The sequence below is a fragment of the Rhodococcus sp. PAMC28707 genome, assembly GCF_004795915.1.
Lineage (GTDB): Bacteria > Actinomycetota > Actinomycetes > Mycobacteriales > Mycobacteriaceae > Rhodococcoides.
Map to the genome: position 1 here is coordinate 2448575 of NZ_CP039253.1, position 19144 is coordinate 2467718.

Here is a 19144-nt window from a genome sequence, read left to right on the forward strand (position 1 = left end):
ATGCTGCACCTCAACGCATTTCTCTACGGCTGTGGGCATCACAGTGCAGCGTGGCGTCACCCGAATTCGAGGGTCGAGGACCTCGGCGATATCAGCTACTACCAAGAACTCGCGCAGACCGCGGAGCGGGGCAAGTTCGACGCCGTGTTCTTCGCGGACGGACACTCCGTTCGTGATCCGGCCGGCGCGGGCACCTGGTTTCTCGAACCGATCACAGCCCTGACGGCGATGGCCGGAACGACCACCCATATCGGCCTGGTCACCACCATATCCACGACGTTCTACACACCGTTTCACGCTGCGCGGTTGCTCGCCTCGCTCGATCACATCAGTGGTGGCCGCGCAGGATGGAACGTCGTGACCTCGATGTTCGACGCCGAGGCGCGCAATCATGGATTCGAGGACATTCCGGCACGGGTCGAAAGGTACGAACGCGCAGAGGAATTCGTCGAGGTTGCCCTCGCGCTATGGGACAGCTGGGAACGGGACGCGCTGGTACTGGATCGCGAGGGAATGTATGCGGATCCGGCGAAGGTGCATCCCATCGATCACGTCGGCAAGCACTTTCGGGTGGACGGCCCGTTGACGGTCCCGCGGTCTCCGCAGGGACGGCCGGTGCTGTTCCAGGCGGGCGCGTCGGGACCTGGCCGTGATCTCGCGGCCCGCTACGCGGAGGCGATCTACGCCGTCGCCTACGATGCCGAGGCCGGCGCCGCCTATTATTCAGATGTCAAGCGCCGCATAGATGCTGCCGGACGAAACAGCTCGACCGTTGGGATCATGCCGGGTCTGGTGACGTACGTCGGGTCGACGATGAGCGAGGCCCGTGCGAAGAAGGCCGAGCTCGATGCACTGCTTCCCGTCGAGCAGTCGTTGCGCACACTGGGGATGTTCGTGGAGCAGGATTGCAGCGATTGGGAGCTCGACGCACCGGTTCCTGCTCTTCCGCCGATCGAGGAGTTCACCGGGCCGCACGGTCGATACGAGACGATCCTGCGGATAATCGCCAAAGATGACCCGACTGTCCGTCAGCTTCTCGGGACACTCGCAGCGGGTGGAGGGCACGCCACGATGATCGGGACGCCGGAATCGATCGCCGACGAGATCTCGGAGTGGGTGCGAAGAGGAGCTGCCGACGGCTTCAATCTGATGCCACCGCTGTACCCGGACAGTCTCGACGACTTCGTCGACGAAGTCGTGCCAATTCTTCAGTCACGTGATCTCTTTCGTAAGGAATACTCTTCGCGCTCATTGCGCGAGAATCTGGCATGATGCGCTGGCACGGGTGGTGCATCCGCAGAAGGGGAAGTATGTCGAAGCGAATGGCCGTCGTGAGTGCCGCTGTTGTTCTCGGGTCCGTGATGATCGTGTACGGGGACAGCGTCCCGGCTGCCGCCGAACCCCTCGTCCCTCCCGGCGCGTGCGCGGCCGATCTGACGAACGAGACAGGGTCGCTGGTCCCGGAAGATCTCTCGATTCCGATCCCTTTTCCGCAACTCGCACCTGTGCCGTATCCAGCACCGACGACGGCCCCGACACGTATCGACCCGGAACCGTTGCCGGCGGACCCTTGCTTGGATCCGTGCCCGAACCTGACCGATGACACCCGCGAGCCCACCACGCTCTCGAGCGAATTGAACATTCCGCGAATCGGATTCGAGTTCAAGCCTTTCACCATTCCGATCCCGATTCCCGGACCCGAAGTGCAGCTCCCGCCTCCGCCCGATCCGGCGTCACCTCCCGTCGAACCGGCGGTCAGAACTTCTGCACCTCCAATGCCGCAGATCGGAAACGTCACCCGTGTTGCCAAACAGACAGGGGCGGGGTCGATCAATCGCACCGACAAACGGTGGCAGGTCTACGGGACGGACCTGGGCATTATGTGGGAGAGCGCTCCCGGGCAGATAGCGACGGCGTTCGGCGATACCGTCGGCAAAGGCTTCCATCCCCCTGGAGGTCAGGGACCGGATTGGCGCAGCAATGTGCTCGCGTTCAGCACCGATACCGATCTGTCCGACGGGGTCACCTACGACAGTATGGTGCAGGACAGTCGTTGTCACGCAGCCGAACTCCTCAGCAGTCGCAAGCTCGACAACGTCGAGATCACCACGATTCCTACCTCCGGCTTCGCGATCGGCGATCGCCAATACATGAGCTACATGTCCATCAGGACGTGGAACAGCATCCCGGGAACCTGGTGGACCAACTATGGGGGGATCGCATACTCGGACGACGGCGGCTCCACCTGGACGAAGGATCCGTATGCACAGTGGGACAACATCTTCGGCGTCAGTAAGTTTCAGGTGACGTCGATGGTCCCGCAGGGTGACTACGTGTACATGTTCGGCACCCCGAACACCAGGCTCGGTGACGTCGGCGTCGCACGCGTCCCGAAGGATCAGGTGCTGAACAAGTCCGCGTATCAGTATTGGAGCGAAGGTAACTGGACACCGGTCGGAGGGTATACCGCAGCGTCGACGATCGTGGCGGCCCCGGCAGCGGAACTCTCGGTGCGGTACGACGATTCACGCCAGAGATGGCAGATGACCTACCTCGACACCGCGAAAACGGCTATCACGCTGCGGGAGTCCGACTCTCCGCAAGGAGCGTGGTCCGACGGAGCGCCGATGGTCAGCGTCGCCGAATACCCTGAGCTGTACGGAGGGTTCATGCATCCCTGGTCCACCGGCACCGATCTGTACTTCAACATCTCGACGTGGTCCGACTACAACGTCTTTCAGATGCACGCGGAGTTGACGAACTAGCTCTTCAGCGAATCGATGTACGTCTCGGTGAGCTCGGCGATCTCGACAGCATGGGAGATCGGTGACCAATGGCCCGCGTGAATATCGTTGCGGGTCAGGTTTTTCACCCATTTTCCGGTGTCTTCGTAATGATCGGGCCGCACTGCGACGTCCTCGGTGTTGACGATCAAGTGCACCGGGATGTCGATGAATCGGTCCCGCGGCTTCATCAGGCGTGGAACGAGGTTCGCTCGATACAGGTTCACCCCGTTGGTCGCGTCGGAGAACAGCGTGGGGTTCTCGGTGACCAGCGACGGGTCGACGCCGGAGAATTCCTGCAGGAACGCAGGCCATCCTTTGGCGAACTGGCGTCGAATTCGCAACGTGGAGAGGCCGGGTATATGGAAGGTGACGGTGTACCAGGATGCGCGCGTCTGGGCGAGAACTTGCTTGACGTTGCTCCAGGTCGGCCTGGCCAACCGCGACCGCGACCACTTGCCGAGATGGTCCAGGTTCGGGCCCGAAATGGAAGTGTACGAACGGATTCGATCTACCGCGTGAGGTTCGCCGGCTGCTTCCCATACGGTGACGGCGCCCCAGTCGTGTGCGAGAACGTGGACAGGCGCGTTCGGGCTGACTGCGTCGACGACGGCATAGAAGTCCGAGGCCAGATTGCGGAGCCGGTAGGCGGAGCGTTCACGCGGAACCGTACTTTCGCCTGCGCCACGCGCGTCGTAGCTGACGACGCGGAAGTGCTCGGTGAGTCGTGGAACGATGTGACTCCACATCTCGTGTGTGTCCGGCCAGCCGTGGACGAGGACGATGGTCTCGCCGTCCGGATTACCTGTCTCGTAGACCGCCAGTGACATTCCCTCGTTGACCACGGTTGTGCGGGTGGCGGTTTCGCTCATCGGGTGGTATGTCCTTTTCGGTCGTTGGTTGTCCCATACATCAGAAACGGCCTCTCTCGATGTATGGGGGCGTCCCACTTTTTCGAAGGTTACTATAAGTGCCGGTTACATGTAAGTGGATTGTCGGTGCAAGGTGGGAGGATTGCTCAACCTCTCCGCCGAACAAAAGGAACCCTCGAGATGTGGCCCAACGACTGGCCTGCGACACCGCGAGCTATTGCGACCTCTACCGAGGAGGCGCTTGCTGCCGCTCGTGCACGCTCGGAGGATGCCTATCGCGACGCCGTGGGCGATGTGGAGTCCGAGGACGCGGCGCAGGTCGGTCTGGTGCATTCCGAGATCATCCGAGCGTTGCTCGAAGAACTGCATCCCGACGGGCTGACCGGCGAAGATGTTCAGGATGTGCTGGCGCGGACAGTGCGCTCGGCATCGGGATGGATCGGTGACCTCGATGTCGATGGATTCGTAGAAGTGCTCACGGGTGCGCTCGGGGTCGCGGACACCGAAGCGGTACGTCCGCGACCCCGCGCTGGTCATGCACTGTTGATCATTGCCGAACTGTCCAGCGCCGGCCGGCGTACGGCCGCCGGAAAAGGTGAGCATGCCTCGACGTCGAGCGAGGTCTACATCCGGCGGGCGATCGAGGAGATAGCGCGTTCTCAGACCATCGAGATGCCCTAGTGCTCTCTACCGAGATCTAGCTCATCGACGAGAGTGCAGTAGAGGGCCCGAGAGTCACCCGTGCAGCATGTTGGCCGCACCGATGACGGCCCGGATGGACGAGCTCGTACCGTCACCATCCATCGCCATGGACCACGCGCGGCGGCCGTCGAATTCGCAGAGAACGAAGGTGGCGATCTTGGCGGCGTGTGTGCCGTTTTCCGAAATGCTCTGCTGGTGGAAGTTCAGGATTTCGATATGGAAGCCTGCGTCGTACAACATCGAGGTCAGGGCGTCGATCGGGCCATGGGACGTTGCCGCCGTCGTGTGGATCGCGTTCCCGACGCCGAAGGTCGCGTCGAATCTCGTCTGACCACCGGGGCCGGGCTGGGCGGACCAGCTGCCCAGTCTGATGGGGCCGGTACGTGCGCCGAAGCGCTGCAAGAATGCGGCCCAGCTCATGTTCGCGGCCTGGTCACGAAGGTCGCGCGGTAGTGGTGCGCCATAGCGGGCAGCGAAGCAGTCGCTCGAGAAAGTGGTGGAAGAGAGAGTGTTCATGTCGGTGGTTCCCCGAAGGCGAAGGGAGGACCGAGATAGCACGACGACCCGCAGCGAGGGGTCGGTCCGAATTAGACCCCGCTACGGCGGCGTACTACGAGAAGGTGTTCCACAGAGTCCAATGTAGGCGCAGTTTCCCCTCTCGTGCAACCGTGTAGTCGAGTCTAACCAAATCTAGGACATCGCGAAGACCTGCCGATACAAGCCGAGAAGGTTGCTAGCCGTCCATACCGGCGTCTAGGACACGCGCTAGATGTGCCGATACTTTGCTATGGCGGTTGTTATCTTGGCCCCATGGACCCCGTGCGTAATCCCTACGCTCCGGGCGCAGGCCAGCGCCCACCCGAACTGGCAGGCCGCGAGAAGCAACTCGACGCGTTCGACGTCGTGCTCGAGCGGATCACTCGCGGTAAACCGGAGCGAAGTGTGGTCCTGACGGGGTTGCGCGGCGTGGGCAAGACCGTTCTGCTCAATCATCTTCGCTCGGCCGCGGTCGCACGTGGTTGGGGAACCGGCAAGATCGAGGCAAGGCCGGATCAAGAATTGCGTCGACCGCTGTCGTCTGCGCTGCACATGGCTGTTCGCGGCATTGCAGCCGCTCATCGCGATCCGGACAGAGTCGACGAATTCCTCGGTGTACTCAAAGCCTTCGCCTTGCGTGCCTCCGCCGACAAGGGGATGCGTGAACGTTGGCAGCCCGGTATCGATGTTCCCGCGCTGAGCGGCCGGGCGGATTCCGGGGATATCGAGATCGATTTGGTGGAACTGCTGCTCGACGCGTCGGTGCTGGCTGGTGACGTCGGCGTCGGTATCTCGATTTTCATCGACGAAATGCAGGATTTGGGGTCTGCCGACATCTCGGCACTGTGCGCGGCCTGCCATGAGCTCAGCCAAGATGCGGCGCCACTCATCATCGTCGGAGCAGGTCTTCCGCATCTCCCCGCGGTGTTGTCGGCGTCGAAGAGCTACTCCGAGAGGCTTTTCAGCTACCACCGGATCGGGCGGCTCGAGCGGAAGGCTGCCGATCTCGCATTGATCGCTCCGGCAGATCGCGAGGACGTGGAATTCACGACCGAGGCACTCGACGCGCTCTACGAGGCGGCGGATGGATATCCGTACTTCGTTCAGGCCTACGGCAAGGCGACGTGGGATCTGGCGCCCGCGAGTCCGATCACGGTCGAGGACGTGCGGGTTGCAGCCCCGACCGCCGAGGAGGAACTTGCCGTCGGATTCTTCGGGTCTCGCTACGAGCGCGCCACCCCTGCCGAGCGTGAGTACATGCGAGCGATGGCCGATCTGTCCAGCGACGACACCTCGGTACCGACGTCAGCGGTGGCGACGGAGTTGAAGCGCAAGCCTGCGTCGTTGTCGCCGGCTCGTGACGGATTGATCAAGAAGGGGCTGATCTACTCCGCCGAGCGCGGGACCATCGCGTTCACTGTTCCGCACTTCGGACGGTATCTGCGGGCTCAGACCGACGAGTAGCGGGTCAGCTGTTGATTCGGGACATGTCCCCGTCGTAGAAGTCGATCAATCTCTGATCCATCACTTTTCGCCACAGTGGTGGGATCAGTGCGCAGAAGATCATCACCGCGTACCCCGCTGGGAGCTGCGGTGATTCGTCGACGGTGCGAAGGGATTGGTAGCGGCGGGTCGGGTGAGCGTGGTGATCGCTGTGCCGCTGGAGGTGGTACAGGAAAAGATTGCTCCAGAGGTGGTCGCTGTTCCAGCTGTGCCGGTGATCGGTTCGTTCGTACTTGCCGTTGCTCCTCTTCTGCCGCAGCAAGCCGTAGTGCTCGAGGTAATTGGCGGCCTCGAACAGGATGATGGCGATGACTGCCTGTATCAGGAGGTACGGAGCAACCTGCCAGCCGAAAACCCCGATGAGGACCGCGAACAACGCGAGCGAGATCGCGGCGGCGTTGAACAGGTCGTTGTGTGCGGACCATTTCGTGGAACCGACCCGGTCCAGACGACGTTGCTCGAGACTCCAGGCCGAGGTGAGGCCGCCGATTATGCTGCGGGGCAAAAATTTCCAGAAACTTTCCCCGTAACGCGCCGACGCAGGGTCCTCGGGGGTGGCGACGCGAACATGGTGCCCATGATTGTGCTCGACGTAGAAGTGCCCGTAAAACGCTTGTGCGAGTGTGACCTTCGACAGCCAACGTTCGACGTTTTCGCGCTTGTGTCCTAGTTCGTGAGCGGCATTGATGCCTACGCCGCCGACGATTCCGATGGTGACGGCGAGTGCGAATCGCTCGGGAACTCCGAGTGGCCCGTAGGCCCAGAGGTAGCATGCTGCAACCAAACCCGCGTATTGAAGCGGTATCAGTAGGTACAGGCACCAGCGGTAGTACTTGTCGTCCTCGAGGGCGCGCGCTGCTTCGAGCGGTGGGTTGCTCCGGTCGACCCCGGCGAAGACGTCGATCAGTGGAATGAGGATTCCCATGATCAACAGACCGAGAAGCCAGAATGCGCCCGGCCCGAGAACTGTGACCAGTCCCCAGGCCATGAACGGGCTCAGCGGAATGACCAGACCGAGCGGCCACAGGTAGCGCTTGGGGTCCCGCCACCGCGCTGCAGATGTCGCCTCGGAGGGAGCATTCATGGGGGGTGGAGCACGCCCTCTCGATAGATCAACCGAACTTCCAAGCAATCTACGATAAAACGGTAACAGCTAATTGTCGGCAAACGTCATGACGGATCTCATATAATTCGGCGCCATGTCGTGATCGGATAGGTACGCCGTCTTTTCAAAGCAGAAGACCGCCTTTCGAGATCGCTGAAGTTCAGCGGCGCAGACGAGGAGAGATACACGTGAAACGCACCGAGGCATCGTTCACTGGAGTGCATGGAACCAAGATCGTGTACGACGTCTGGACGCCCGAAGACCTCCAGCCGTCGGCCATCCTGGTGCTCTCGCATGGGCTCGGTGAACACGCCGGTCGCTACCACCACGTCATCGAGCGTCTCGGGACACTCGGTCTCGTCGTTTATGCGCCCGATCATCGCGGGCACGGAAGGTCCGGTGGCAAGCGGCTCGAGCTGAAGAAATGGTCGGATTTCGTCGAGGACCTGCACGAGGTCTTTCGAATCGCCGATGCGGCGTACCCAGGTATGCGGAGTTTCCTGCTCGGCCACAGCATGGGTGGTGCGATCGCCTTGTCCTACGCGCTCGAGTATCAAAACGAGCTCGATGGGCTGATGCTGTCCGCCCCCGCGGTGGTCCTCGGTGACAGCACTCCGAAAATTCTGATTCCGATCGGCAAAATCCTGGGCAAGATCGCGCCGAGCTTGCCGGTTCAGAAACTCGACTCGGCCGCGGTGTCGCGGGATCCGGCCGTCGTGGCCGCATACAACGCCGACCCTCTCGTCTACCACGGCAAGATTCCAGCCGGGCTGGCCAGCGGGTTGGTCGGCGCCATGGAGAGTTATCCCGCGCGGCTGCATACGCTCACGCTCCCGGTTCTTCTGCAGCACGGCAGCGAGGACAAGCTCGCCGACGTATCGGGCAGTCGCTCGATCGCCGAATCCGCCGGATCGACCGACCTGACCCTCGAGGTGTACGACGGGCTTTACCACGAGATATTCAACGAACCGGAACAAGACCGAGTCCTCGACGACCTGATCGCCTGGCTGTCGCCGAGACTCGCGTGAGCCGGTAGGTTCTACCCAGGCTACGAAAGACGAGGGTTGCACGTTGCGTACAGCATTGGTTCTCGGTGGTGGCGGGGTTGCCGGCATCGCCTGGCAGACAGGCTTACTGCACGGTATGGCCTGCGCGGGTGTCGACGTGACGGCCCCGGGGTGGTCCGATATGGTGCTCGGCACGTCAGCGGGATCGACCGTGGCAGCGCAGGTGACCAGCGGTACTTCACTCGGCGATCTCCACGCGCGGCAGATCGATCCGTCCCTGCAAGTAGACGAGCTGCGGGCGGACGGTTCCTTGACGGACGTCCTCGACCTGTTCGCTCGGGCAACCGAGCGGGCAGGGGGGAACGAGCAAGAGTTCGCCCGGCTGGTCGGTGCTGCTGCGATCGCTGCTCGAACCGTTCCCGAGGCCGAACGACGGACCGTCATCGCGCAACGGCTCCCCTCACACCGATGGCCCGACCGCGATCTTCGCGTGGTTGCTGTCGACGCCGTGACCGGACGCCATCGAGTGTTGGATCGAGGCTCGGGAGTACAGCTGGTCGACGCCGTGGCCGCGAGTTGCGCGATCCCCGGGATGTGGCCGCCGGTCACCATCGGCGATCACCGCTATGTCGACGGCGGGGTCCGATCCGATGAAAATGTCGATTTGGCAGTGGGTTTCGCACGCGTGCTGGTGCTGAAGGTCGGTCTCGTCGAACCCTCGGGCGGGAAGTTCGAGCGTGAGCGTGCGCGTCTGGTCGCGCGCGGATCTGCTGTGGAACTCGTGCAACCCGACGAAGACGCTGTCGCTGCTATCGGACCGGACCCAACCGATCCGGCCAGGCGAGCTGACACCGCCGAAGCGGGGTTTGCTCAGGGTGGCCGGATCGCCGATGCGATAAGCGCATTCGGGAGGGCCTGAGCCTTTCGCTACAGGAACAGGCTCGCTCCGTTTCGATAGCACACGTCCGACACCCACTCGTCTCCCAGATCGAGGCGAGCCACCGCGGTCAGTGCGTCCAGATACGGATACGGGATGTTGGGGAAGTCGCTCCCGAACAGTATGCGGCCCTGTAGATCGATCAGTTTCGATCGACCCGATTTCGGGAACGGCCATGACGCTTCCGAAAAATCGGTGAACGCCATGGTCGTATCGAGGCGCACGTTCGGATACTGCAACGCCATCTGAAGGAACTCGAGGTATTCGGGCATGCCCATGTGCGCGATGATCAGCGGGAGTCGCGGAAAGCGTTGCAGTAGCGTGGCAATCGATTCCGGTCCAGTGTGTGGTCCGGAGGCCGGCCCCGAACCGCAATGGATCACGACGGGGATCGCCGCATCCTCGATGATCCCCCATACGCCGTCGAGCAGTGGATCGTTCGGCGGGTAGTTCCCGACCTGTATGTGGGACTTGAAAATTTTTGCGCCGGATGCCACCGCCGATTCGACGTACTGCGTGGCACCTTCCTCCGGATAGAACGTTGCAGTGTGCACGCAATCGGGCACCCGCTGCGCGAACTGTGTGCCCCACGAGTTCAGCCACTCCGCCATGCCTGGCTTGTGCGGGTAGATCATCGAGGTGAACCCTCGTACGCCGAACTCGCGCATCATCTCGATACGCGTGTCCTCGTCCTCCCGATAGGTGATCGGCCAGGCCATTCCGGTGAGCGGCCCCGCGGAGTCGAAGTACGTCCAGACCTTGTCCATGACGTTCTTCGGCATGAAGTGGGTGTGTACATCGAAGAGTCCGGGCAACCCGAGGTCTGTCCAGAAAGACCGAATCTGCTCGGTTTCAGTGGGCGACATGGCCGTCGAACCACTCGAGCGTCTTCGTCCAGGCATCGGCTGCGGCCTCGGGATCGTAGACCGCGGGGCGGTCGTTGCAGTTGAATCCGTGCTCGCCCTGAGCATATCGGGTGATGTCGGTCGATACCGGCGAAGTCGCGACTGCGGTACGCAATTGCTCGACCTCGTCGATGGGAATGCCCTTGTCCAGGTCGCCGAAGAACCCGTGCCAGGGCGTCTGCAACGCATCGGCGACCGACAACATTGCCGGATATCCGAAGCGTCCCTTCGAGATTCCGCCGCCGTAGAACGTCGCTGCGGCGCCGACAGCGCGTCGTACAGCGGTGTGGAAGGTGACCGATCCGCCCATGCAGAATCCGACGATCGCAGTCTGCTGTGGCTCGAATCCGAGTTCGGCCAAGGCAGAGAATCCGGCGTCGACATCGGAGTCGACCTCGCTTGCGTTCAGTGCGCCGATGGCTGCCATGGCTGGATCCATGTTGTCGTACGCGATGATCTGGGTTGGTTGTCGATGAAACAGATGGGGCGCGGTGGCGACCCAGCCGGCATCGGCGAATCGTTGGCAGATATCGACGATGTGTTCGGTGACGCCGAACGCTTCCTGAACTACGACGACACCGCCGCGCGGGGTTCCGGAAGGCTTGACAGTGGTGAGGGGGATGGACATACCTCGATTGGACCACCTCGGCCGATCCATCTCCGCTCCGGCCTCCCCCAGCCGGGTCGGCACCCCTCACACCGGTTTTGTACCGTGGGTCACACGGCGCTTCGCGCCCTGACCGAAAAAGGGACTTTTCCCAACGAGAGGACAGTTCATGCGTGCGGTGCACATCACGAAGCTGGATGGGCCGGATTCGGTCGAGATCGTCGAGGTCGATGAACCGGTCGAAGACGGGAAGTCCGTGCTGATCGACGTACACGCCGCCGGGGTCGCGTTCCCGGACGCTCTGTTGACTCGTGGGCTCTACCAGTACAAGCCGGCGTTGCCGTTCGTGCCGGGCAGTGAGATAGCGGGCATCGTTCGGTCGGCACCGGAGGGATCCGGGTTCACCGCAGGTGATCGCGTCGCCGCCCTGACCGGACTGTCCGACGGTATGGCCTCGGTCGCCGCCGTGGCTCCGGAGACCGTCTTCGCGCTCCCGGACGCCGTCTCGTTGACGGCAGGTGCCGGACTGCTGTTCAACGATCTGACGGTACATTTCGCGCTACGTGAGCGCGGACGTCTCACCGAGGGCGAAACGGTTCTCGTGCACGGCGCCGCGGGAGGCATCGGTACCTCGGTGCTGCGGATGGCTCCGGTCCTGGGCGCTGCGCGCGTCATCGCGGTCGTCAGTTCGGAAGCGAAGGCCGAGACCGCGCGGGCCGCGGGCGCCACCGACGTCGTGCTCGTGGACGGATGGAAGGACGCGGTGAAGGAACTCACCGGAGGCAAAGGCGTCGACATCGTCGTCGATCCCGTCGGCGGTGACCGATTCACCGACAGCATTCGAAGTCTCGCGCCGTCGGGTCGGATCCTGGTGATCGGGTTTACCGGCGGTGAGATCCCGACGGTCAAGGTCAACCGACTCCTGTTGAACAACGTCGACGTCGTGGGAGTGGGCTGGGGCGCATGGTGGATGAGCAACCCGGGCTATCTGAAACAGCAGTGGGCCGAGGTCGAACCATTGCTCGCCTCGGGCAAGCTGACTGCGCCCGAGCCGTCGGCGTTCCCGCTCGAGAAGGCGGGCGAGGCAATTGCTTCTCTCGAAAATCGAACCGCCGCAGGTAAAGTCGTCCTGACGCTCAGCTAGTCCGACAGGTCGATGCTAGTCCGGTAGGTCGACCTCGCGGGCGTGCGCCAACGCGGCCACCTCCGCGGGGAAGACGTTCTTGAAGACGAATGGATCGGTTCCGAGCGCCCAGTTCGGGGCCAGTTCGATCGCGTAGCGCTCGAAGTATCCGAGTTGCTTGCCCACCAGGATCAACTCCTCAGGGCTCGAGGTTCGGTAATGCTGCCCCATGCCCACGAGTGCCTTGATGAAATCGGTCAAGCTGAAGTGCGCCAACGTATCCGAGAGCATCGGTGCGAACACGGACTGCAGAATCGAGCCGACCTCGGCGTCCGTGCCGACGTCCTCGGAGATGATGCCGAGCCGTTTGACACTGCCGGCAAGCCGAGTGAAGTCTCCGTCGATCACGGTGGCGTGAAAGAGATCCTGCAGCAGCGAACGCCACTGTTCGTCGAGTTCACCCATGACGCCGAAATCGAGAAACGCAACCCGCCCGTCGTCGAGCACCCAGACGTTTCCTGCATGAACATCGCCATGGAAAAGCCCATGCAGGACAAGGGCTTCCATCCATACCTTGGCGGCCCTGCGGACGATCAACTCGGATTCTTCGCTGGGGGTGCACTGATCCAGCGGGTATCCGCGCATACGTTCCATGCAAATGACTCGGCTGCCGCAGTACTCCTCGATCACCTCGGGCGCCGTTACGAAAGTGTTGTCGCCGAAAGCAGAGATCGCGGCCCGAAACGAGGCCTGTCGCCGTGCTTCGACGACGCTGTCCAACTCTGCGAACGTCGCAGCGTGCAGATCGACGATGATGGCGGAGGCGTTGGCAGTCTCGAAGAAGGCGATGTACTTCTCCAATGCCCGAGCGAACACGTAGGCGATGCGGAGATCGATCTTCATACGGTGGTAGATGCCTCGGCGCTGAACCTTCATGACAGCTTCCCGGCCATCGTTCAGTACGCAGAGATGTACCTGGGCAACCGATGCAGACGAAAGCGGCACGTCGTCGAACCGAGCGAAAAGGTCCTCGATGCTACGACCGAGGTCTGCTTCGATGATCGCTCTCGCTTGCGCCCCCGGAAACGGAGGCACCTCGTCGAGGCAGCGCAAACAGGTATTTGCCAGCACCTTCGGAAAGAGTCCGGGTGAGGACCCCATCAGCTGGCCGACCTTGACGAACGTCGGACCGAGCGAGAAGAACGCGTCGACGACACCCTCGGAGGCATGCGCTGCCCAGCCGCGGCGGGGCCGAAGAATCCACTTGCCCACCGCCAGAATCTGATAGGAGAGCAGAACAGCAGCGATCACGACGAGACGCAGAAGTTCACGAATGCCGATCTGGCGCAGCGGCGGAGCGAGACTCTTGCTCATCGAGCCACCGGACAGATTGCTCGGGAGGGCGGGAAGTAACACCACCTGGCGGCGGTCTGCAGGTACTCGTGCCACAGTTGCTCCTCGAGGGCGTGTTCCGCATGCACGGCGCGTGTCGAACGGGTCCGACTGTACCCACTTGTACGACAACCATTTCTCCGCCCTGAGGAGTACGACATTCCACGTAGGAAAGCACGCGCTGCAGGCCTGCTCTTCGCCTTCGCCTCGCTGCAATATCTGCTGCTCGAGGGATTGACAGCCTCACGATCAGAGGGCTACCGGTACGCCTATGACACCGTCAGCGATCTCGGAGTACCGACAACGTCGGACACCTCATGGCTGATGAATGTGTCCTTCTGCGTGTCCGCAAGCTCGGTGCTGGCTGCGGGCATCTGTTCGGCGTCGCTGCTGGGACGTCGGCGATGGGTGTATCTCGGAGCGATAGCCGCATACGCCCTCGGCAGCGTGCTCGTTGCCGTCGTACATGCCGGTGACGGAAATGCGCACTTCATCGGCGCAGTCCTGGCGATCGGCGCCGGAAACAGCATTGCCCTGCTCGTCGGTACGGGTATTCCGACCTGCCCGCGTTGGTACTCGAAGGGCAGCATCGGATTGGGGGCGCTCGGTTTCGTTGCATCCGGTCTGCTGATCGCCGGTATCGGCCCCGTAGGCGTGATGGAACGCGCGTCGATCTACACGTTCACCGGCTGGGAGCTGCTCACCGCAGCAGCGCTCGGGATGGTTGCGGCGCGTTCGAAGCATTAGCGGTTCGTTCTACACCGTTCCCCGAGTGAACCAGGCGCGCGCTTACATCGTCCCCCAGGCCTGCTCACGCGAGACATTTCGCGTACGCCGGCCGACGTACATGCCCGTCGTGACGGGGACTGAATCGGCGAATGTCGGTGCCGATGTAGGCAGATAGCGTCCGATCAGCCGGTCGTAGTCCGCTGCCGGCGCTGCGAACATCGGAGAAGTCTTATCGCGCATAGCTCTTATCCTCCGCCCGAACACGTCATAGGAGCGATCGAATCGGCCGATGAGTCGATGGTTGACCTGGGGATTGGGAGATCCGCGACCAAGCATGTAGTGTTTGTTTCACAACGACGCGGGGTGGAGCAGCTCGGTAGCTCGCTGGGCTCATAACCCAGAGGTCGCAGGTTCAAATCCTGTCCCCGCTACCAATGCTAGAAAGAGAACCAGCACCTTCGGGTGCTGGTTCTTTTTTGTTTCCATTCCCCCGGTCAGCTCAACCTGAACTTGACGATGTCGGTGACGTTGTCGACAGCATCGACGAGTACCCGTAGTCGTTCGGACGGGCCGGGTGCCTCCAGGACGTCCTGACGGTCGGCCTGCCCCATCGGAACCTGCGCGGCAAGGGTGAACAAGCGTTCACCCGCCTCGGCGGGAAGAGCGGAGAAACTCGGATCAGGCGGTGGCGCAGCACCTTCGGCCCGTGCCAGGTTACCGATCAATGTGTACAGCTGAGAAATCTTGTCCTGCAGTGACTCGAACTCGGATTCGGCCGGCGGAGCGGCCGCGTTCTCGTCGGCCCATACACGGAGATCAGCACGCGGGTAGGGGTCGTCCTCCAGCCAGGCATCGATCCGAAGTCTTTCGCTCCCTACACATTCCACGTAATGCCTGCCGTCACCGACCTCTTCGTGGGCGACGATGTGAGCAGCCGTTGCAATATGGTGGCGGACGTCTCCGCCTCCGGATTCTTTTCCGCGCGCAATCAGCACGACCCCGAAACTGGGGTCCTCCATGGCGAGACAAGCGGCCAAGAGTTCCTGGTAACGCGGCTCGAAGATGTGCAGAGGAAGACGCTCCCCTGGCAGCAGCACGCTGCCGAGTGGAAACATTGGCCACAGTGACATCGTCAGTCCGACACTGCTGCTGTCGGTGATGCCTTGACCTTGGGGTTCGCGGTGAGAAATTCGTCGAGAACCCGGAAGAAGAGATCCGGCTCGTCCAGCTGCGGGAAATGTCCTGCGTCGGAAAAGATCTCGACGCGACTGTTCGGTACTTCCCGCCTGATGTTGTCGGCATGGGAGGCCGGAATCATGCGGTCCTTACCGCCCCAGATCAGTAGTGACGGGATAGATTCGAATTTTGCGAAGTGCTGCTTGGCGCTGACCGTCTGTCCGCGCGGACCGACGACGGCGCGCGTCGAGGCAAGGAAAGCTTCGCGGGTCTGTCTGTCGGACACCGACTTGAACGAGCGCCACGTTTCCGTCATGCTCGCGCCCGGCCGTACCGGAAGCCCCCATTTGTCCAACTGCCCCATAACGCTCTCGGCGTTCCTTCGTACCCAGTCGGACGCCAGTACCGGAAGAACGAGCTCACTGCCGGGCAAGGTGGCAGCCTTGAGCAACAGGCTCACTTCGGTGCCGAGGCCGCCGCTGCTGACGAGCACCAACCGCTCGACCAACCCCGGGAACAGGTAGACGATCTGCATGACGATCCCGCCGCCCAGCGAATGGCCCACCATCGGCGCGGACTCGATGTGCAGATGTTCGAGCAGATCGCGGATCGTCGCGGCATGCGAGCTGAGCGAATAGTCTCCGGACGGCTTGTCGGATCGGCCGTGGCCGAACAGATCGGGTGCGATGACACGGTGCCGTTCCGACAGGCGTTCGATTTGTCCCGCCCAGGACTCGTTCGATCCCAGCAGGCCATGCACCAGCACAATCGGTGGACCATCACCGACGTCGACATAACGAAGTACGTCTTTGTGCAGTTCGACCGAATCCATCGGGTAACGCGGTGAGTCCTTGTTCATGGATCGAGAGCCTCCCGGCTGCGTTGCTACAGCGTCGAAAACCAACGTACGCGTATCGAGGGACCGAGGACAGCTCATCGAGTCCTGGGGCAGGTTGCAAGGCTGCATCGAGGACTGGTAGCCATCACGATGACTGGCGATGGACGTCATCAGGGGTCTGCGGCTTCGCCGCCTTTCTATCGAGTCGGTCATCCGTGATCTGTCCGTTCCCGCCGCCTGCGCCTGTGTAATGCGTCGTCGATAATGTCGGCAACTCTGGCGACGATAGGTTCGCGAACCATGTCGATGTGATTGCCAGGAACTTCTCTGATGACAAGATTGCCCGTCGCCAACGTTTCCCAGGAACGTCGATCGGAGGTGTTCTCGCCCGTCACGACGACAGTGACCGGGCCACTCCACGGCTTCGGTCGATGAGCGTCGAGTGCTCTGTGGCCGATGATGCCGAATGCCAGCCAACGTTCGGTGGTCGGAAACCGGACCAATCCGGCCAGTGCCACCGACACCGCCCGGCGAGCGAGCGCAGGAAGACAGGGTTTACGGAGCGGTGCCCTGTCGGGGGCCGCTTCGAAATCGGTGTTGCCCTCCGACAGCTTGTCCAACATCGTTCGGTACAGGCGAGGGTCGAGCAGAATCAGCTCTGCGACTATGTCTCCGTCCGATTCGAGAATGCGAGCCATCTCGAGCGCAATCCATGCCCCGAGCGAATGGCCGACGAGCAGATACGGTCCCTGGGGCTGAATCCGGCGGATCTCGCGGACATATCGACGCGCGGCTCTGCCGATGCTCCGGTCTGGAAGTGCCTTTTTTCCAAGCCCTTTGGCTTGTATCGCATACACGGGACGGTCGTGGTCCAGGTGATTGGCCAGAGGGATGAGTCCGACTGCTGGTACGCCCGCTCCAGCGATGACGAAGAGGGGAGCCGTCGAACCTTCGCTTCGCAGCGGCACCATGACTCCGTCGTGTGACGACCTTGCGGTGTCCAGATCGGCATCGGCGAGCTTGGCATCGACAGTCCGGGCCAAGCTGCGGATGTTCATCGCCTGCGCGAGTTCCTCGGTGGAGATCTCGACGTGGAAGGACTGTCGCACTCCCACCACGATCGTGGTCAAAGCAAGTGAGGTGGCACCCAGCGCAGCAAAATCCGCGTCGCGATCGATCTTGTCCAGCCCTAGTTCTTGTTGAACTATATTGCCTATCCACCTTTCGGTGGGTCCATCGAAAGTGTTGTCGGACAGAGACGTCGGCAACTCTTCGGAATCGAAAAGTTTCGAACGATCGACCTTGCCTCGTTCGTTCCGGTCGATCCTGTCCACCCGCGTGATATGCGCGGGGACCGTCCATTCCGGTAAATCTCTCCGCAGTGCATCGCGCACTGCGGCTACAGAAGATCGATCGGAGACGAAGTACGCGACGAGTTGCTTGCCCGACTCGACATCGCGCGCAACGACCGTGGCATCGTTCACACCGTCGATAGTGCGAAGTGCCGCTTCGACTTCCGTGGGGTCCACCAGGTAGCCGGACACTTTGATCACATCATCGACTCGACCCACGAGGTGCAGAACCCCGAACCGATCGATTCGACCTACATCTCCGGTGAGATAGCGGTGAGTTGCGTCGTGGGTACTGAAACGCGAGCGCGTCAACTCTTCCAGCCCTAGATATCCATCGGCCGACAACGGCGCCGAGATCCGAATTTCGCCGATCTCACCCAACTTCCGCGTCCGACCGCCTACTCCGACGATCTCCACGATTTTTCCGTGTGGGCTGTACCCGGCAGGAATGAACCCGTGGGGAAGAGCCTGTTCCGCGCTGTAGGAATTGTAGGCGACTACACCGGATTCCGTTGTGGCGTACCAGTTGACGAAGGTTGCATCACTACCGAGCACGGATCGAAAGAAGCGTACGTCGGAAGAGTGAAGTGATTCTCCGTACGTGGCGACGACGCGAAGTGACGGGATTGTGTTCTCGGGTACCGCGCCTACGAGAGAAGGTGGCACGTTCGAGGTGAGTAGCGTCGTGCGCACGCTGCTCACGAGCGAAGGTGAGCAATGCAAAGTTGTGATGGAGCACCGCTCGATCCATGGCGCCAGCTGGTTTGGGTGGATAGCTCGCGGATCGCGGCAATGTACCTGTGCGCCACTGAGAAGACCTGCGAACAGGGTGTTGATGCCGGCACTGAAGCTCACTGGAAGCACATTCCCCACACGGTCACGTGGTCTGAGCGCCAGGGCCGAGCTGACCTCGTACGCTTTGCTCAAGCACATCCGGTGACTGAGCAGAACTCCCTTGGGGACGCCTGTCGATCCGGAGGTGAACGCGATGATCGCAACTTGATCGCCGGTCACCGTCGGGAGGGGCGCAGCCGAGTCCTCGGCGTCCGAGATGTCGGCAGTGTCCATCCGCAGTGCGGCTGCCTGCTCGACGATCTGCCGACGTCGAGTCTCGGGCAGGTTGGAGTCGAGAGGTACCAGTGAGTGCCCGGATGCGATGACCGCAAGCATCAACGTGATCGACTCGGTCGTGTTGCGCCCGTCCACCGCGATGGGACTTCGATCGACCTGGGCCAGGTGCGCAATCTTGCGGGCCACTGCATATGTCCGGTGCAGAAGCTGGTCGAAGGTGAGCACGCCGTCGTCGGCGACCAGAGCCGTCGCGTCGGGTAGCGCGTGGGCGACCTCGCACAACCGATCCAGCAGTGTGTCCCGCAGATCGGGTTTGCACATCGGCGCGAGATCGGAGTGTGGGGACGTGTCGGTCGGATGAAGCGACATGCCCCCCCTTGCAGTGCCACAGCCCATTCGGGTCTTGACTAGAAACCGTCGTCGAGTCTGTTTACGCGCTACAAGGTAACCTTAGGGTCCTTTTATGCGCAACCCTTATGACATTGTTACTTTGGACAAGAGGGCG

Annotated in this window: 18 protein-coding genes and 1 tRNA gene; 9 read left to right on the plus strand and 10 right to left on the minus strand. The window is 61.9% G+C overall.

What is annotated here, in order from left to right:
• Together E5720_RS11010 and E5720_RS11015 are read left to right on the plus strand one after the other, a co-directional pair.
• Entirely contained in the window at positions 1 to 1272 is a 1272-nt protein-coding gene (locus tag E5720_RS11010) for an LLM class flavin-dependent oxidoreductase (RefSeq protein ID WP_136170691.1), read from the plus strand.
• A 38-nt stretch (positions 1273 to 1310) separates the two neighbouring features.
• Positions 1311 to 2765, plus strand: coding sequence for a DUF4185 domain-containing protein (locus E5720_RS11015; protein WP_136170692.1), 1455 nt, complete (start codon positions 1311 to 1313; stop codon positions 2763 to 2765).
• Here the strand turns inward: E5720_RS11015 and E5720_RS11020 are convergent.
• Positions 2762 to 3655, minus strand: a complete 894-nt coding sequence (locus tag E5720_RS11020; RefSeq protein WP_136170693.1) for an alpha/beta fold hydrolase — start codon at positions 3653 to 3655, stop codon at positions 2762 to 2764. The genes E5720_RS11015 and E5720_RS11020 overlap by 4 nt on opposite strands.
• A 180-nt stretch (positions 3656 to 3835) precedes the next feature.
• Between E5720_RS11020 and E5720_RS11025 the strand changes: the two genes are divergently transcribed.
• Positions 3836 to 4336 carry a hypothetical protein gene (locus E5720_RS11025; RefSeq protein ID WP_136170694.1) on the plus strand — a complete coding sequence of 167 codons (501 nt, stop codon included), beginning with the start codon at positions 3836 to 3838 and terminating at the stop codon, positions 4334 to 4336.
• Between the two features lie 54 nt (positions 4337 to 4390).
• Here the strand turns inward: E5720_RS11025 and E5720_RS11030 are convergent, their stop codons facing one another.
• The gene (locus tag E5720_RS11030; protein ID WP_136170695.1) at positions 4391 to 4873 is read right to left on the minus strand and encodes an alpha-isopropylmalate synthase regulatory domain-containing protein; all 483 of its coding nucleotides are present in this window, start codon (positions 4871 to 4873) and stop codon (positions 4391 to 4393) included.
• Between the two features lie 294 nt (positions 4874 to 5167).
• Between E5720_RS11030 and E5720_RS11035 the strand changes: the two genes are divergently transcribed.
• On the plus strand, positions 5168 to 6358 hold the full coding sequence (locus E5720_RS11035) for an ATP-binding protein (RefSeq protein ID WP_136170696.1): 1191 nt from the start codon (positions 5168 to 5170) through the stop codon (positions 6356 to 6358).
• A 4-nt stretch (positions 6359 to 6362) separates the two neighbouring features.
• Here E5720_RS11035 and E5720_RS11040 read toward each other — a convergent pair whose 3' ends face one another.
• A complete protein-coding gene (locus tag E5720_RS11040) occupies positions 6363 to 7481 on the minus strand; it encodes an alkane 1-monooxygenase (protein ID WP_136170697.1) in 1119 nt (372 codons plus the stop codon).
• 209 nt (positions 7482 to 7690) lie between these two features.
• On the opposite strand from E5720_RS11040, the gene E5720_RS11045 reads away from it, so the two are divergent.
• Both E5720_RS11045 and E5720_RS11050 read left to right on the plus strand, forming a co-directional pair.
• Positions 7691 to 8530, plus strand: a complete 840-nt coding sequence (locus E5720_RS11045) for an alpha/beta hydrolase (RefSeq protein ID WP_136170698.1) — start codon at positions 7691 to 7693, stop codon at positions 8528 to 8530.
• A 43-nt stretch (positions 8531 to 8573) separates the two neighbouring features.
• The gene (locus E5720_RS11050; RefSeq protein ID WP_136170699.1) at positions 8574 to 9428 is read left to right on the plus strand and encodes a patatin-like phospholipase family protein; all 855 of its coding nucleotides are present in this window, start codon (positions 8574 to 8576) and stop codon (positions 9426 to 9428) included.
• 8 nt (positions 9429 to 9436) lie between these two features.
• On the opposite strand, the gene E5720_RS11055 is transcribed toward E5720_RS11050, so the two are convergent.
• Together E5720_RS11055 and E5720_RS11060 are read right to left on the minus strand one after the other, a co-directional pair.
• Complete coding sequence (locus E5720_RS11055; RefSeq protein ID WP_247595911.1) at positions 9437 to 10312, minus strand: amidohydrolase family protein; 876 nt, start codon at positions 10310 to 10312, stop codon at positions 9437 to 9439.
• Entirely contained in the window at positions 10299 to 10979 is a 681-nt protein-coding gene (locus E5720_RS11060) for a dienelactone hydrolase family protein (protein ID WP_136170701.1), read from the minus strand. Before E5720_RS11060 ends, E5720_RS11055 begins: the two co-directional genes overlap by 14 nt.
• 148 nt (positions 10980 to 11127) lie before the next feature.
• On the opposite strand from E5720_RS11060, the gene E5720_RS11065 reads away from it, so the two are divergent.
• Positions 11128 to 12102, plus strand: coding sequence for an NADPH:quinone oxidoreductase family protein (locus E5720_RS11065; RefSeq protein ID WP_136170702.1), 975 nt, complete (start codon positions 11128 to 11130; stop codon positions 12100 to 12102).
• A 15-nt stretch (positions 12103 to 12117) separates the two neighbouring features.
• Here the strand turns inward: E5720_RS11065 and E5720_RS11070 are convergent, their stop codons facing one another.
• Complete coding sequence (locus E5720_RS11070) at positions 12118 to 13530, minus strand: AarF/UbiB family protein (RefSeq protein ID WP_247595912.1); 1413 nt, start codon at positions 13528 to 13530, stop codon at positions 12118 to 12120.
• A 177-nt stretch (positions 13531 to 13707) separates the two neighbouring features.
• On the opposite strand from E5720_RS11070, the gene E5720_RS11075 reads away from it, so the two are divergent.
• Positions 13708 to 14220: a DUF998 domain-containing protein gene (locus E5720_RS11075; protein WP_247595913.1), complete on the plus strand. Its 513-nt coding sequence runs from the start codon at positions 13708 to 13710 to the stop codon at positions 14218 to 14220.
• A gap of 42 nt (positions 14221 to 14262) precedes the next feature.
• Here the strand turns inward: E5720_RS11075 and E5720_RS11080 are convergent, their stop codons facing one another.
• Positions 14263 to 14442 carry a hypothetical protein gene (locus tag E5720_RS11080; RefSeq protein WP_136170704.1) on the minus strand — a complete coding sequence of 60 codons (180 nt, stop codon included), beginning with the start codon at positions 14440 to 14442 and terminating at the stop codon, positions 14263 to 14265.
• A 117-nt stretch (positions 14443 to 14559) separates the two neighbouring features.
• Between E5720_RS11080 and E5720_RS11085 the strand changes: the two genes are divergently transcribed.
• Positions 14560 to 14636, plus strand: a tRNA-Met gene (locus tag E5720_RS11085).
• Between the two features lie 60 nt (positions 14637 to 14696).
• Here E5720_RS11085 and E5720_RS11090 read toward each other — a convergent pair.
• From E5720_RS11090 to E5720_RS11100, 3 genes are all read right to left on the minus strand, one after another.
• Complete coding sequence (locus tag E5720_RS11090) at positions 14697 to 15332, minus strand: LON peptidase substrate-binding domain-containing protein (protein WP_136170705.1); 636 nt, start codon at positions 15330 to 15332, stop codon at positions 14697 to 14699.
• Between the two features lie 2 nt (positions 15333 to 15334).
• Entirely contained in the window at positions 15335 to 16237 is a 903-nt protein-coding gene (locus E5720_RS11095) for an alpha/beta fold hydrolase (RefSeq protein WP_136170706.1), read from the minus strand.
• A 188-nt stretch (positions 16238 to 16425) separates the two neighbouring features.
• Complete coding sequence (locus E5720_RS11100) at positions 16426 to 19008, minus strand: non-ribosomal peptide synthetase (protein ID WP_136170707.1); 2583 nt, start codon at positions 19006 to 19008, stop codon at positions 16426 to 16428.
• Between the last annotated feature and the right edge of the window lie 136 nt (positions 19009 to 19144).

What these genes read in the sequence shown, in the direction of transcription:
- E5720_RS11010 (WP_136170691.1), top strand. Translation starts at nt 1, where the DNA reads ATGCTGCACCTCAACGCATTTCTCTACGGCTGTGGGCATCACAGTGCA.
- E5720_RS11015 (WP_136170692.1), top strand. Translation starts at nt 1,311, where the DNA reads ATGTCGAAGCGAATGGCCGTCGTGAGTGCCGCTGTTGTTCTCGGGTCC.
- E5720_RS11020 (WP_136170693.1), bottom strand. Translation starts at nt 3,655, where the DNA reads ATGAGCGAAACCGCCACCCGCACAACCGTGGTCAACGAGGGAATGTCA.
- E5720_RS11025 (WP_136170694.1), top strand. Translation starts at nt 3,836, where the DNA reads ATGTGGCCCAACGACTGGCCTGCGACACCGCGAGCTATTGCGACCTCT.
- E5720_RS11030 (WP_136170695.1), bottom strand. Translation starts at nt 4,873, where the DNA reads ATGAACACTCTCTCTTCCACCACTTTCTCGAGCGACTGCTTCGCTGCC.
- E5720_RS11035 (WP_136170696.1), top strand. Translation starts at nt 5,168, where the DNA reads ATGGACCCCGTGCGTAATCCCTACGCTCCGGGCGCAGGCCAGCGCCCA.
- E5720_RS11040 (WP_136170697.1), bottom strand. Translation starts at nt 7,481, where the DNA reads ATGAATGCTCCCTCCGAGGCGACATCTGCAGCGCGGTGGCGGGACCCC.
- E5720_RS11055 (WP_247595911.1), bottom strand. Translation starts at nt 10,312, where the DNA reads ATGTCGCCCACTGAAACCGAGCAGATTCGGTCTTTCTGGACAGACCTC.
- E5720_RS11060 (WP_136170701.1), bottom strand. Translation starts at nt 10,979, where the DNA reads ATGTCCATCCCCCTCACCACTGTCAAGCCTTCCGGAACCCCGCGCGGC.
- E5720_RS11065 (WP_136170702.1), top strand. Translation starts at nt 11,128, where the DNA reads ATGCGTGCGGTGCACATCACGAAGCTGGATGGGCCGGATTCGGTCGAG.
- E5720_RS11080 (WP_136170704.1), bottom strand. Translation starts at nt 14,442, where the DNA reads ATGCGCGATAAGACTTCTCCGATGTTCGCAGCGCCGGCAGCGGACTAC.
- E5720_RS11090 (WP_136170705.1), bottom strand. Translation starts at nt 15,332, where the DNA reads ATGTCACTGTGGCCAATGTTTCCACTCGGCAGCGTGCTGCTGCCAGGG.
- E5720_RS11095 (WP_136170706.1), bottom strand. Translation starts at nt 16,237, where the DNA reads ATGAACAAGGACTCACCGCGTTACCCGATGGATTCGGTCGAACTGCAC.
- E5720_RS11100 (WP_136170707.1), bottom strand. Translation starts at nt 19,008, where the DNA reads ATGTCGCTTCATCCGACCGACACGTCCCCACACTCCGATCTCGCGCCG.